Annotated in this window: 12 protein-coding genes; 7 read left to right on the top strand and 5 right to left on the bottom strand. The window is 61.9% G+C overall.

Annotated features, from left to right (window positions below):
- Positions 1–112: 112 nt before the first annotated feature.
- Complete coding sequence (locus HB393_RS11105) at positions 113–892, top strand: SDR family oxidoreductase (protein WP_213805240.1); 780 nt, start codon at positions 113–115, stop codon at positions 890–892.
- Positions 893–1,007: 115 nt separating this feature from the next.
- Here the strand turns inward: HB393_RS11105 and HB393_RS11100 are convergent, their stop codons facing one another.
- A complete protein-coding gene (locus tag HB393_RS11100; RefSeq protein WP_213805239.1) occupies positions 1,008–1,808 on the bottom strand; it encodes an SDR family oxidoreductase in 801 nt (266 codons plus the stop codon).
- Between the two features lie 148 nt (positions 1,809–1,956).
- On the opposite strand from HB393_RS11100, the gene HB393_RS11095 reads away from it, so the two are divergent.
- On the top strand, positions 1,957–2,301 hold the full coding sequence (locus tag HB393_RS11095; protein ID WP_213805238.1) for a PadR family transcriptional regulator: 345 nt from the start codon (positions 1,957–1,959) through the stop codon (positions 2,299–2,301).
- Positions 2,302–2,303: 2 nt separating this feature from the next.
- A complete protein-coding gene (locus HB393_RS11090; protein WP_213805237.1) occupies positions 2,304–3,299 on the top strand; it encodes a hypothetical protein in 996 nt (331 codons plus the stop codon).
- Positions 3,300–3,510: 211 nt separating this feature from the next.
- Here HB393_RS11090 and HB393_RS11085 read toward each other — a convergent pair whose 3' ends face one another.
- Complete coding sequence (locus HB393_RS11085; protein ID WP_213805236.1) at positions 3,511–6,111, bottom strand: Smr/MutS family protein; 2,601 nt, start codon at positions 6,109–6,111, stop codon at positions 3,511–3,513.
- A 141-nt stretch (positions 6,112–6,252) separates the two neighbouring features.
- Here HB393_RS11085 and HB393_RS11080 point away from each other — a divergent pair, with 141 nt between their 5' ends.
- Both HB393_RS11080 and hemB read left to right on the top strand, forming a co-directional pair.
- On the top strand, positions 6,253–6,834 hold the full coding sequence (locus HB393_RS11080) for a zinc ribbon domain-containing protein (protein ID WP_213805235.1): 582 nt from the start codon (positions 6,253–6,255) through the stop codon (positions 6,832–6,834).
- A 73-nt stretch (positions 6,835–6,907) separates the two neighbouring features.
- Positions 6,908–7,897 (top strand): porphobilinogen synthase, encoded by a 990-nt coding sequence (gene hemB, locus HB393_RS11075; protein ID WP_213805234.1) that lies wholly within the window; start codon positions 6,908–6,910, stop codon positions 7,895–7,897.
- A gap of 42 nt (positions 7,898–7,939) precedes the next feature.
- On the opposite strand, the gene HB393_RS11070 is transcribed toward hemB, so the two are convergent.
- Positions 7,940–8,350: a ketosteroid isomerase-related protein gene (locus HB393_RS11070; RefSeq protein WP_213805233.1), complete on the bottom strand. Its 411-nt coding sequence runs from the start codon at positions 8,348–8,350 to the stop codon at positions 7,940–7,942.
- 366 nt (positions 8,351–8,716) lie between these two features.
- Here HB393_RS11070 and HB393_RS11065 point away from each other — a divergent pair, with 366 nt between their 5' ends.
- Positions 8,717–9,544 carry an oxidoreductase gene (locus tag HB393_RS11065; protein ID WP_213805232.1) on the top strand — a complete coding sequence of 276 codons (828 nt, stop codon included), beginning with the start codon at positions 8,717–8,719 and terminating at the stop codon, positions 9,542–9,544.
- 79 nt (positions 9,545–9,623) lie between these two features.
- Here the strand turns inward: HB393_RS11065 and HB393_RS11060 are convergent, their stop codons facing one another.
- Together HB393_RS11060 and HB393_RS11055 are read right to left on the bottom strand one after the other, a co-directional pair.
- On the bottom strand, positions 9,624–10,775 hold the full coding sequence (locus tag HB393_RS11060) for a PilT/PilU family type 4a pilus ATPase (protein WP_213805231.1): 1,152 nt from the start codon (positions 10,773–10,775) through the stop codon (positions 9,624–9,626).
- A 227-nt stretch (positions 10,776–11,002) separates the two neighbouring features.
- The gene (locus HB393_RS11055) at positions 11,003–11,536 is read right to left on the bottom strand and encodes a Uma2 family endonuclease (protein ID WP_213805230.1); all 534 of its coding nucleotides are present in this window, start codon (positions 11,534–11,536) and stop codon (positions 11,003–11,005) included.
- A gap of 118 nt (positions 11,537–11,654) precedes the next feature.
- Between HB393_RS11055 and lpdA the strand changes: the two genes are divergently transcribed.
- Positions 11,655–13,073 (top strand): dihydrolipoyl dehydrogenase, encoded by a 1,419-nt coding sequence (lpdA, locus tag HB393_RS11050; RefSeq protein ID WP_213805229.1) that lies wholly within the window; start codon positions 11,655–11,657, stop codon positions 13,071–13,073.

The following is a 13,073-nucleotide window of genomic DNA, read 5'->3' as shown; positions in this document are numbered from 1 at the left end:
TGGTTTGCATGAAAGAGAAAGCAGGATTAGGCAAGAATTGGAATAGTTTGAGTATTCATATTTCATCGAAACGACCGTATCTTCAGTCAAGGAAAGACATCAGGAGCAAAACATGACAACCGAAGATACCTTGATTTTAGGGAAGAAAATAGCAATCGTTACGGGAGGAAGCCGCGGGTTGGGCCGCAACACCGTGCTTAGCCTCGCACGGCGGGGCGTTTCGTCGATCTTCACCTATAACTCCAATCGGGCAGAGGCGGATAAGGTTCTGGAGGCGGTGCGCGAGATGGGAGGAAGGGCTGTCGCGCTGCAGCTCGACCTCAACGATATGCACTCGTTCGATGCGTTCGTGGGGCGGGTTCGGGCCGCCCTCGCTGAATTTGGCGCGGAGCGCTTCGACTACCTGGTCAATAATGCGGGAATCTCGCTGCACAAGGCCTTCGACCAGACGACGGAAGAGGAGTTGGACCGGGCGTACAACATCAACTTCAAAGGGGTTTATTTTCTGACCCAAAGACTTCTGCCGTTGATCCATGACTGTGGCCGGATCGTGAACATCTCGAGCGGGCTGACGCGCTTCACGGTTCCAGGGATCTCCGCCTACTCTTCCATGAAGGGCGCGGTGGAGGTGTTGAGCCGTTATCTGGCGGCGGAGCTGGGTGGCCGTGGTATTTCGGTGAATACGGTTGCTCCAGGGCCGACGGCAACCGACTTCAGCGGCGGGATCGTTCGCGACAATCCGGAGATGAACAAGAGTATCGCGGGCATGACGGCACTGGGCCGCGCCGGAGTGCCAGATGACCTCGGCGGGATGATCGCATCTCTGCTCTCGGATGAGAACCGCTGGGTCAACGCGCAGCGGATTGAGGTCTCTGGCGGTATGAAGTTGTAGGGAGATTGGCTCCGGCCCGCTTCGACGAGCGAGGTCGATACGGCTATGTGTAGGAAGGGCGCTCAAAGTAGATTTGAGCGCCCTTTCGTGTGCGTTTGCCTCCGTTGGATTGGTGTTAGATGTGGGACATGGCGCCGTCGATTGTCAGCTCTGAGCCCAGCATGTAGCTGGATTCGTCGCTGGCGAGGAAGACGACGGCGTCGACGATCTGGTCCCAAGTGGCGTGAGTGGCGAGGGGCATCTGATCCTGAAGGCGATCGGCCATCTCGTGCCACAGCTCTCCGGTTGGGGCTGTGTCTTGGGCGTCCGAGGTGGAGGCGGGGTCGGAGTTGACTGCGTTGAGCCGGATGCCGCGCGGCGTGAGCTCGGCGTTGGCGTAGGAGCGTACGGCGGCTTTGGCCGCGGTGAGGATCCAGCGGGCTGGCATGTGGACCTCGTCCTGCCAGTTGGAGGCGTTGAGCCAGGAGGTGTTGATGATGACGCTGGCTCCGCGATCCATGAGAGGGAGGGCCTGCTGGATGGTGAAGAAGGTCCCCTTGAAGTTCACATCGAAGATCTGCTCGAGGTAGGTGTTGTTCTTCGCCTCGGACGCTGCGGGGATGGCGACTGTCTCGTTGATGAAGAGGATGTCGAGCTGGCCGTATGCCTCGCGGACGTGAGCCATGGTTGCGGCGGTGTCGCGAGGGATGCCGGCGACGGCGTTGATCGCGAGCGTACCTTGCGGAAGCTCACGGAGCGCGGCGGCGAGCTCTTCGGGGTCAGTTCCTGTGATTGCGATCTGGGCGCCATCGGCGGCTAGTTGTTTCGCGGTAGCAAGGCCGATGCCGTGGGAGCCTCCTGTGATCAAAGCCGTTTTGCCTGCGAAGCGCAGGTTCATCGTAGGTATGGATGTTGCATTCATTGACGTTGCACTCATTTGGTCCTCCTTTGGCCGTCGTTCCTCTGTTTTGCCTGCAGGAGAAACACATCTCGGGCCGATTGATTGCATCCGCTTCGGTTTTTTTTAGGCACTAAATTTAATTGACGGGCCTATATTGTGCGACGTACAGTGTGTATAGCACAGTATGAAGACGTTCCCCACACTCGAGGTCTTCGATTCTTTACGACAGGAGCTACGGCGCGGTTCGCTGATTCTGGCGGTGCTGGGGCAGTTGCGGAGCGAGCACTATGGCTACACGCTGCGCAAGGCGCTGGCGGATCAGGGCCTGGCGATCGAGGAGAGCACGCTGTATCCGCTGCTGCGGAGGCTGGAGACGCAGGGTCTGCTGACGAGCGAGTGGCGCGAGGAGGAGCGGCGGAACAAGCGCTTCTACCGGCTGTCGGATGAGGGACGAGAGGTTTTGAAGTTGTTGGTGGCAGAGTGGCAGGGCATCGATGCCTCGCTGCGGACGATCCTCAAGGAGGAATAACGATGAACGATCTACTGGAACGGTATCTGCAGGCGGTAGGGCGATATCTGCCGGCGAAGCGCCGGGAGGATACGCTGGCGGAGCTGCGGGCGAATCTGCTGGCGCAGGTGGACGATCAGGCGGAGGAGCGCGGGCGTGCGTTGACGGATGCGGAGGTCGCTGCCCTGCTGAAGCGGCATGGAACGCCGATTCTGGTGGCGATTCGGTATCTGCCGCAGCGGTCGCTGATCGGGCCGGCGCTGTTTCCGTTTTACTGGTTCACGCTGCGGCGTGGGTTTCCGCTGGTGGTGCTGGTCTATGCCATCGTACAGGCGATGGGGGCGGTGATGGCGGAGTCGGCGGTGGAACGGATGGGCGAGGCGCTGCTGCGCTTTCCGAGTGTGGCGCTGATGTTCTGGACGGTGGTGACGCTGGTGTTTGTGGGTTTGGAGTTTGCGCTGGCGGCGTATCCTATGCGGTCGAGCTGGGGGAGGAATTGGGATCCGATGAAGCTGCCGCCGGTGAGCGATGAGGGGAAGTCGCCTACGTTCGCGACGCGGATGGCAGATGTGATCGTGACCGGGCTGCTGTGGTTCTGGCTGCTGGCGGTGCCGTTCAAGCCTTATCTGTTGCTGGGGCCGGGGCTGCAGTATCTGCGGTCGATGCCGGCGGGGTTGTCGCCGGAGTGGCGGATTTTTTATCTGCAGATTGTGGTGTTGACTTTGCTGCAGTTGGTGTTGAAGGTTGCCGCGCTGCTGCATTGGAATCGTCGATGGCAGCGGGGGTTGGCGCTGGTGATCGAGGCGGTTGGGGTTGGGGCGCTGGCGGTGATGGTGCAGGCGCGGACGTACTTTGTGCCTTCGGGCGATGTTAGCTTTGCGGGGAGGCTTGCTTCGATCAACTCTGCGGTCAATCTTGGATTTAAGGTTGCTTTGGCGATCAGTGTGGGGAAGTTGTTGTGGGATGTGGCGAGGCTTTGGAAGGGTGCGGGGCGGTATGGGGCGCTTGCTCTGCAGTAGATTTGGGGTGCTGAGGGATTACTCTCCCACCCTTCGCTAGAGACAGAGGCGCGAAGGATGGGGCACCCGGGCGGTTTGGGTTGGGTGAGGAGGACGAGCCTTTACGGTGTTGGCGGAGCGAGGAAGGCGGTCGTGCTTTGCACGATACCCCACCCTATTTGCGATGAAACTGCAAAAAGGGTGGGGCACCCGCGTTGTGCTGCTTCTTGGGTCATTGTCTTAGTTCGACTAGGGTTGCGCCTTGGCCGCCTTCGTTCTGGGCGGCTTCGGTGACCTCGGAGACGTGAGGGTGGCTGCGGAGGTATTCGCGGAGGGTGCGGCGGAGGACGCCCATGCCGGTGCCGTGGACGATGCGGACGCGGGGCAAGCCGGCGAGGAAGGCCTGGTCGAGGTAGCGCTCGACCTCGGACTGAGCCTCGTCGGCGGTGCGGCCGATGACGTTGATCTCGGAGGAGAGGTAGTCGGAGTTCTGCGAGGTGGAGACGGTGACGTTGCCTCTGCGGCGGGCGGCTTCGAGAGGGGTGGCGACCTTGACGGTCTCTACTTCGGCGATGTCGTCGATGGCGGCGCGCATCTTCATGGGTCCCATGGAGACCTCGAAGTTCTTGGGGTCGATGACGCGGTCTACGCGGGCCTGGCGGCCCAGGGATTTGAGCTTGACGAGGTCGCCGACCTTGATGCCCTTGGGGATGTGGGGCTGGGCGCGGGGGTCGTTCTTGTCGGCGCGGGTGGTGTGGGCGACGACGGTGGAGTTGAACTGCTCGGAGAACTCGCGGCGGAGGCGGGACATGCGGAGGTCGGAGTCGCGGGAGATCTTCTGGGCGATGGTTTTGTCGTCGATGGCTTTGACGGTCTCGCGGAGCTGGTAGGCGAAGTCCTCCATGAGGGAGTTGAGCTTGGCTTCGAGCTCGCGGGTGCGGGCCTTTTGTTCGACGCGGCCTTCGACCTCGACGCGGGCCTTTTCGCGAGAGAGCTCCTGCTCGCGGAGGCGGAGGCTCTCGCGCTCGGCTGCTGCTGCGGTGAGCTGGTCGTGGAGAGAGTCGAGGAAGGCTCCGATGTCGGCGGTCTGGGTGGTCATCTGGGCGCGGGCGGCGGCGATGATGTCCGCACGGAGGCCGAGGCGGGCGGCGATGTTGAGTCCGGCGGAGGCTCCGGGGACTCCGAGGCGGAGCTGGTAGGTGGGGGTCAGCGTCTGCTGGTCGAAGCCTACGGCGGCGTTGAGGACGCCGGGATGGTTGGCGGCGTAGACCTTGAGCGAGGTGAGGTGGGTGGTGATGCAACACCAGGCGTTGAGCGCGAGGAAGTGTGAGGCGATGGCGACGGCCAGGGCTGCGCCCTCTTCGGGGTCGGTGGCGGAGCCGAGCTCGTCGAGCAGGACGAGGGAGTCGGCGGTGGCCTCGCGGGAGATGCGGTCGAGGTTGACGACGTGGGCGGAGAAGCTGGAGAGGTTGCGCTCGATGGACTGGGCGTCGCCGATGTCGGCGTAGACGCTGGTGAAGAGGGGGAGTTTCGCCTCTTCGGCTGGGACGGGGATTCCTGCCTGGGCCATGAGGGAGAGCAGGCCGAGGGTCTTGAGGGAGACGGTCTTGCCGCCGGTGTTGGGGCCGCTGATGATGAGCTGCTTTGCTGTGGGGGGCAGGATGATGGTGAGGGGGACGGGTGTGGTAGGGGCGGTGTCGGCTTCGCGGGCGGCGGCTTGCATGCGGAGTTCAAGCAGGGGGTGGCGGGCGGCGGTGAGGGAGAGGGTGGCCTGTTGGGAGTCTGAGGCTTGGGAGGGTTCGGAAGAGACGGTTCGCTCTTCGAGCGAATACCCCACCCTTTGCGATGAAGCTGCAAAGGATGGGGCACCCGCATTGGTGCCAGTGAAGATGGGGCGGGTGCAGTTGAGGGTCTCGGCGAAGCGGGCGCGGGCGGCGTGGGATTCGATCTCGGCGAGGATGCAGGTGCCGAGGTGGATCGCTGTGGCGTTCTGGCCGAGGGCGCGAGTCATGGCGACGAGGATGCGGTGGATCTCGGATTGCTCCTCGTCGAGGAGGCGGACGAGCTCGTTGTTCTGCTCGATGGTCTCGAGGGGTTCGACGAAGACGGTCTGGCCGGAGGAGGAGGAGCCGTGGATGACGCCGGGGACTTTGCGTTTGAACTCGGCTTTGACGGGGATGACGAAGCGGTCGCCGCGGACGGTGATGAGCTCGTCCTGTGTGCTGCCGCCGTCGGAGAGGGCGCGGAGGGAGCGGCGGAGGCTGTCTTCGATGGCGCGGTGTTGGCGCTCCATCGCGCGACGGATGCGGCGGAGCTCGGGGGAGGCGTCGTCGTTGAGGCTGCCGTCGGGCTCGATCTTGCCGCGCAGAAGGCGCAGGAGCGGAGCTAAGTCGTGATCCAGCAATGGTGCTGAGAGCGCGGCGATGGCGGGCCAGTCGTAGCGGGTGGCGTTGGGGGCGGGGTCGACGAGGTTGCGCCAGGCGGCGACGCGCTCGACGACTTCGAGGAGGTCGCGGATCTGGATGGACTCTAGGGCCGCGCCGTCGATGCTGGCCATCTCGAGCAGCGTGGTGGGGTCGAAGAGGCCACGGAAGTCGAAGCTGCCTCCGGCGACGAGCATGCGGCGCAGCTCGGCGGTGCGCTGCTGCTGCTGGTCGATCCAGGGGAGGTCGGCGCAGGGCTCGAGGGCCAGGATCCAGGCGCGGCCGAGGGGCGAGAAGGTGCGTCCAGCGATGTGGTCGCGGAGGCGCGGCCACTCGAGGGAAACGGCGCTCGATTCGTGGAGGGGAGACGGAATTTGGGGGAGCAGATCCAGCGGGTTCACGTCTATCATCGTAACCGCCTGGCATCGTGCCCGCGTGGCGTCATAGCTGTACGCAGAGACGAGGAAGGGAACCGGGACTGGCTGGGTTGCGTAACAACGGTGGTACATGGGCCTGGAGGAGAACGCGGGTTTCGACCCTGGAGGTATGCGATGGTCTGTCCGGCGTGTGGAACGGCGATAGCGGGAGAGGGACGGTTTTGTCCGAAGTGCGGTGCGCAGGTTGCTGGGCCGCAGATGGCTGGTGCACAGATGCCGGGACAGCAGCAGGCGGCGGGGTATGGACCTCCGATGTATCCGATGCAGGCCCTAGTGACGCCTCGTGTGCAACGGAATCTGCAGGCGCTGGGGATTCTGTGGTGCGTGTATGGAGCGTATCGGGCGATCGGCGGGCTAGCGGGAATGTTCTTCCTGCAGATGGCGTCGATGCGAGGGTTTGGCGGCTTCATCAACGGCGGATGGCCCTATGGAGGCCACTGGGAGCATGGGCCGGTGTGGTTGGCTGCGCTGGTGCCCTTCGTAGCGATCTATACGGTGATTGTGACTGGGCTGGCGCTGCTGGTGGGCTATGGGCTACTGACGCGAAGGCCCTGGGGTAGGACGCTGGCGATCGTTGCGGCGGTTCTGGCGCTGTTCAAGCCGGTGTTGGGAACCGCACTGGGGATCTATACGCTGTGGGTGCTGGCTCCGGCGCAGTCGGGCGCGGAGTTCGACGCGATTGCGGATCGCAGCTAACGCGGCTGCGCTGATTATCGCGCAGAGTGCGTGGCTGTGGCCTGTAAACGGCGCGACCTCGTAGACTATTGGTATGAACTTTCCTGCTACACGTCTGCGCCGTCTGCGCCGGACCGAGGCGATGCGGTCGCTGGTTCGCGAGACGCACCTTCATCCGAGTGCGTTGGTCTATCCGCTGTTTCTGTGCCCCGGTGAGGGTGTTCGCAAGGAGATCACCTCGATGCCGGGCGTCTTCAACCTGTCGGTGGATGAGGCCTTGAAGGAGGCCGAGGAGTGCGCCGCGCTGGGGATCGGCGGGCTGTTGCTGTTCGGCCTGCCGGCGGAGAAGGATGAGCAGGCCTCCGGGGCGTGGGCTGACGACGGCATCGTGCAGACGGCGGTGCGGGCGATGAAGCGCAACCGCAAGCTGGACTCGCTGCTGCAGATCACCGACGTTTGTGTGTGCGAGTACACCTCACATGGGCACTGCGGAATTGTTACGCGGGATGGCGATCACTTTGAGGTGGAGAACGACTCCAGCGTGGCGCTGCTGGCGAAGACGGCGGCGTCGCAGGCCGCAGCGGGAGCGGATATCGTCGCTCCTTCGGACATGATGGATGGGCGGGTGGCGGCGATTCGCGAGGCGCTGGACGCGGGCGGATTTCATCAGACGCCGATTCTGAGCTATGCGTCGAAGTTCAGCTCGGCGTTCTATGGACCGTTTCGTGAGGCGGCGGACTCGGCTCCGCAGTTCGGCGACCGGCGCGGATACCAGATGGATGGCGCGAACATGCGCGAGGCGATGCGCGAGATCGAACAGGATGTCGCGGAGGGCGCGGACATGCTGATGATGAAGCCGGCGATGCCCTATCTGGATGTGATTCGCGCGGCGCGGGAGCGGTTCGACCTGCCGATGGGCGCGTACCAGGTGTCGGGTGAGTACGCGATGCTGCATGCGGCGTTCGAACGGGGATGGCTGGAGCCGGAGCGGGCGATGATGGAGTCGCTGCTGTCGATTCGGCGGGCGGGAGCGGACTTTATCGTGACTTACTTTGCGAAGGATGCGGCGAAGGTGCTGGGGTAGGTGGTCTTCTTTCTAAGAAGACCACCTACGTGGGCGGACGATTTAAACGCCAAGCTGTTTGAACATGGCGGCCAGGTTGTAGTAGTCCCGGCAGCCTTTGATCTTGCCTTCGTGGAGTTCAAAGATGCTGGCTCCCCGGACTGAGACGTACTTCTTGGTGGCGGGGATTCCAGGGAAGTCGCCTAGCTGCGTTCCTGTCATGAGCCATTGAACCGCGCCCTGGCTTCCCGTGGCCATTTGGGACTCGAGTGTGACCTTGAAGTCGGGGAAGGCACTTCTGGTCTGCTGATAGAAGTGCTGTATCTCGCTCTTTCCGTTCATTACATGTTCCAACGCCACATCCTCGTAGACGCAGTCGTCGGTGAAGAGGGAGATGAATCTTTCCGCTGCGTCGGATGTGGACCAGAGGCTCGCCCAATCTTCGAGGACGCTGGTTAAAATTTCAGACGACATTTTTTCCTCTTTCTGCATTCCAGTGATTCAAAGCAGTGATGCATGGTGGGTTTTACGCGCTCGCGTATTGTGTAGGGACACGTCTTTGCGCCTTTTATTCCGCCCATAGAGATGCCCGCTCAGTGGAACGAGTAAGATGTTGGCGTTTCCGTTTCGCCCGTTATCTGGGATTCTTCGGATGGGTACGCTTATCTGCGGTGCGTAGCTTTTTTGCGAGCGTAGGCCATCCACGACATGCTCGAAGATCCCCTGAACGTATTCTTCTGAGATCGCGCCAATGCCCATTTGCGAGCAGTTGTAGATGGAGCATGGAGCAGATCGATGGTGGCGACGGGATCGAAGATATTTCGTTATAGGAGGATGTCCATGTCGCAGAAAGTATGGTTGGTTACAGGCGCTTCCCGAGGAATTGGAGCTGAGATCGCAAAGGCCGTTCTAGCCGCTGGGGACCAGTTGGTCGCCGCGGCCCGGAAGGTCGAGACTCTGGATTACCTCGGCAAACAAGACAATGTCTTCAACGTCGCGATGGATGTAACGAACGAGGAGGGAGTTCAAGAGGCTGTGAAGCTTGCCCTCGCTCACTTCGGACGCATCGATGTCCTGGTGAATAACGCAGGCTACGGGCTGCTGGGAGGAGTCGAAGAGAGCAGCGGGACGGAGGTAGAGAAGATCTACCGGACCAATGTCTTCGGTCTGTTGAACGTAACGCGGGCGGTCCTGCCGAGCATGCGGGAGCGGCGTTCGGGCTACATCTTCAACCTCTCCTCGATCGGTGGCTATGCGTCGGTGGCTGGGTGGGGCGTCTATAGCTCCACCAAGTTCGCGGTGGAGGGAATCTCGGAGGCGCTGCATGCAGAGGTCGCGCCGCTGGGGATTCATGTGACGATTGTGGAACCTGGATACTTCCGCACGGACTTTCTCGACGCCAGCTCGATGGTCTCGACCAAGACCCAGATGCCGGACTATGCGGGAACCGTAGGCAAGATTCGTGAGTTTGCCGTCGGCCATAACCATCAGCAGCCCGGCGATCCGACCAAGATTGGCGCAGCACTCGTGCAGTTGGCAAATGCCGCGAATCCGCCGCTGCGTCTGCCGCTGGGTACGGACGCGTTAGCTACGATCGCTGAAAAGAACGCCTTCGTCGCAAAAGAGACGGACCAGTGGAAGACACTCTCCGCTTCCACGGACTTCTGAGTCGGGTACTGTCATTAGGATGATGGGCTTGTGAAGAGCCGTTGGCGATTCTGCCGGCGGCCCTTTCCTTTGTGCCGTCTTACATGGAGAGCATGGGATCGTTCAGGTGGGAGCGTAGCTCTTCCGGGTGATAGCAGTGGGCGGAGGCTGTCTCTCGTGAGATGCGTCCTGCGCGGACCAGCTCCGCCAGGGATTGGTCCATGGTCATCATGCCCTCTGCGCGGCCTGTCGAGATGTGGGAACGGATCTGGTGGTCCTGGCCGGTGCGAACCAGGTTGCGGATCGCGGGAGTCGCCATCATGATCTCGACGGCGGGATAACGTCCTACATGGCCGATAGCAGGGACGAGCTGCTGCGCGATGACTGCGAGAAGAGCCAGGGAGAGCTGCTGGCGAATCTGAGACTGGTTGCTGGCGGGAAAGCTATCAAGGATGCGGGACATCGTCTGGGCGGCGTCGTTGGTGTGCAACGAGGAGAGGACGAGGTGTCCGGTCTCGGCGGCGGTGAGGGCGGCCGCGATGGTCTCGCTGTCGCGCATCTCGCCTACCAGGATCACGTCGGGGTTCTGGCGCAGGACGGCGCGAACGGCTTGAGGAAAGCTGGGAGTGTCGTGGCCGACCTCGATCTGCTCGACGATGGAGCTGCGATTCGCGTGCTGGTACTCGACTGGGTCTTCGATGGTGATGATGTGGTCGCGGCGGCGGGCGTTGATGCGGTCGATGAGCGCGGCCATCGTCGAGGTCTTGCCGCATCCGGTGGGGCCGGTGAGCAGGACCAGGCCTTGGCGGCGTTCGGTCAGTCGCGCGAGGACCGAAGGGAGATGAAGAGACTCGATGGTCGGGATCTGCGCGGGCAGCACGCGGATGCTCGCCGCGAGGGTGCCGCGCTGGTAGTGAACATTGGCCCGGAATCGCCCGGTCGAGCCGCGAACGAAGCAGAAGTCCAGGGCTCTGCTGCTATCGAGCTCGCTGGCTTGTTCGGTGGTCAGGAGCGGGAGCAGAAGGTTGCGAAGGTCCTCTGGCGACAGGGTCTTGCCGGACGCTATGAGCAGCGATCCGTTCACCCGCAATGTGACAGTAGAGCCGGCGACGAGGATGATGTCGGAGGCGTTCTGTTCAGCGGCCTGGGCGAGGAGCGTATCGAGAGAAGTCCTCTTATCCGCCTTGGTTCCAGGCATGGAACGATTCAATTCATCGACGAGCCGCGATAGATCACTTTCGTATACCGACACTCCAACCTCCAAGGCCTGGCGAAAGGCGTATGCCTTCCGCAGAATCTCTTTAGAGGCTTAGACGAATGCCGTCTAGCGCTGGATGTCGCCGCTTTGTCTTTTCCATGTCTCGCTGCTGCTGGGCCTGTTGGGAGTTATTGCCATGGCACCGCAGTTGGCGTTGATCGGTACTCTCGTGGGGAGGGGGAGCTTCGCAATAATTTATGAGACTGGCGCGGAGGGAGCAGCTAGGACTGGGTCTGCATCTCGTCGAACTCGGCGAAGATCTCGCTGAGTGGAACGCGGATGGGCGTTCCGGGCACGGTGAACTCCTGATTCGCGGGCTGCTGAAATCCCTCGCGGGTAGCGACGTAGGCGTGGCGGCTGACGGGATCGACCAGCCAGATGTGCTCGACGCCCATGCTTGCGTAGTCATCGACGCGCTCCTGCATCGCGCTCATCGTATCGCGGGGCGACAGCACCTCGACGCAGATGAGCGGGGCGGTCTTCACGATGGCGTCGACGGGGTCGGAACGGCGCAGGACACAGACGTCTGGGATTCGGTAGTGATTTCTCGAGGTCTGGACTCGCTGTTCTGGAAGGACAACGATATTCCAAGTGCGCCGATTCGCATGGAATATCGCTAAGAAGATTCCCTGCAGTAGTGCGTGTGGCCGTTCTCCCACGTTCCGTTCCCTTACTTCGCCGTCGATATAGTCGCAGTCCGGCCTGTAGGTTGTGTTCAGGTACTCGCTGACCGGGATGAGGGTAGCGCTCGCCATGAACCTAGTATCGCGCCAAATCCTGGCGTCCGCCAGTCAGTTTCCCTATCGAAAACCAGCTTTTTCTCAGCGGAGGTAAAATTATAGGGTTGCTATAAGTTCAGGATTGGAGATTCTCTTGGCAGATACGATCTACGACGTTGTGGTTCTTGGTGGTGGTCCGGCTGGTTACACTTGCGCGATTCGCGCCTCGCAGTACGGCCTGAAGACTGCGTTGATTGATGCAAATGAGCGCCTGGGCGGCACTTGCCTGCTGTGGGGCTGCATTCCTACCAAGGCGATGCTCTTCACCGCCGAGTTGTGGGACCATCTGAAGCACGCCGACCGCTACGGAATCGACGTGACCGCTCCGAAGCTGAACTGGAAGGGCGTTCTGGCGCGCAAGGATGACGTGATCATGCGTCACACCAAGGGTCTCGACTTCCTGATGAAGAAGAACAAGATTAACGCCATCAAAGGCTATGGCCGCTTGACCGGGTCGGCCAAGGACGGTATCCACACCATCGACGTGAAGCTGAACGACGGCAAGACCGACACCATCAAGGCGAAGAAGGTGGTGCTGGCGACCGGCTCCGATGCGCGTATGCTGCCCGGCTACAAGGCCGACGACACCATCCTGACCAACTACGAGATCCTGAAGATCGAGCAGATGCCGAAGTCGCTGGTGGTGATCGGATCGGGCGCTGTGGGCGTCGAGTTTGCCTCGATCTTCAAGAGCTTCGACGCCGAGGTGACGATCCTCGAGATGCTTCCGCGTGTCGTTCCTGTCGAGGACGAGGACATCAGCAAGGAGCTGCTGCGGCTCTACAAGAAGCGCGGCATCGACGTGAACCTCTCCATCAAGGACACCAAGATCGAGAAGAACAAGGACGGCGCGCTGGTCACATGGACCGACGCGAACGGCAAGCCGCAGAGCAAGCAGGCGGAGAAGGTGCTGGTCGCCGTCGGACGCTCGCCTCGCACCGGCGATATCGGGCTGGATAAGGTGAAGATCACCCCGGAGCGCGGCTTCATCATGACCAATGAGTGGATGGAGACGACCGAGCCGGGGATCTATGCCATCGGCGATATCGTCGGCGGACTGCCGCAGTTGGCGCATGTGGGCAGCATGGCTGGCATGGTCGTCGCCGCGAAGATCGCCGGCAAGTACGCTCGTCCCATCAATCGCACGCGCATCCCGGGCTGCACCTATACGGATCCGCAGATCGCCAGCGTCGGCCTTACCGAGACGCAGGCCAAGGAGAAGGGCTACCAGGTGAAGACCGGCAAGTTCCCGTTCGTCGGCAACTCCAAGGCGACGATCGTCGATGCGCACGACGGCTTCGTGAAGGTCGTCTCGGACGCGAAGTACGGCGAGATCCTGGGCGTCCACATCATCGGGCCGTATGCGACCGAGATCATCGCAGAGGCCGTTACGGCCATCGAGCTGGAGGCGACGGTCGAGGAGATGATGTTCACCATCCACGCCCATCCGACAGTAGCGGAGGCGTTGCTGGATGCCTTCAGCAGCGTGGAAGGCATGCCGATCAACGTTTAG

The sequence above is a fragment of the Granulicella sp. dw_53 genome (genome assembly GCF_018449545.1).
GTDB lineage: Bacteria > Acidobacteriota > Terriglobia > Terriglobales > Acidobacteriaceae > Edaphobacter.
This window is presented reverse-complemented; position numbering and strand designations above follow the sequence as displayed.

Bases quoted from the DNA above. Each gene is read 5' to 3' on its own strand.
- hemB (WP_213805234.1), top strand. From the start codon at position 6,908: ATGAACTTTCCTGCTACACGTCTGCGCCGTCTGCGCCGGACCGAGGCG.
- HB393_RS11065 (WP_213805232.1), top strand. From the start codon at position 8,717: ATGTCGCAGAAAGTATGGTTGGTTACAGGCGCTTCCCGAGGAATTGGA.
- HB393_RS11085 (WP_213805236.1), bottom strand. From the start codon at position 6,111: ATGATAGACGTGAACCCGCTGGATCTGCTCCCCCAAATTCCGTCTCCC.
- HB393_RS11080 (WP_213805235.1), top strand. From the start codon at position 6,253: ATGGTCTGTCCGGCGTGTGGAACGGCGATAGCGGGAGAGGGACGGTTT.
- HB393_RS11105 (WP_213805240.1), top strand. From the start codon at position 113: ATGACAACCGAAGATACCTTGATTTTAGGGAAGAAAATAGCAATCGTT.
- HB393_RS11090 (WP_213805237.1), top strand. From the start codon at position 2,304: ATGAACGATCTACTGGAACGGTATCTGCAGGCGGTAGGGCGATATCTG.
- HB393_RS11055 (WP_213805230.1), bottom strand. From the start codon at position 11,536: ATGGCGAGCGCTACCCTCATCCCGGTCAGCGAGTACCTGAACACAACC.
- HB393_RS11095 (WP_213805238.1), top strand. From the start codon at position 1,957: ATGAAGACGTTCCCCACACTCGAGGTCTTCGATTCTTTACGACAGGAG.
- HB393_RS11100 (WP_213805239.1), bottom strand. From the start codon at position 1,808: ATGAGTGCAACGTCAATGAATGCAACATCCATACCTACGATGAACCTG.
- HB393_RS11070 (WP_213805233.1), bottom strand. From the start codon at position 8,350: ATGTCGTCTGAAATTTTAACCAGCGTCCTCGAAGATTGGGCGAGCCTC.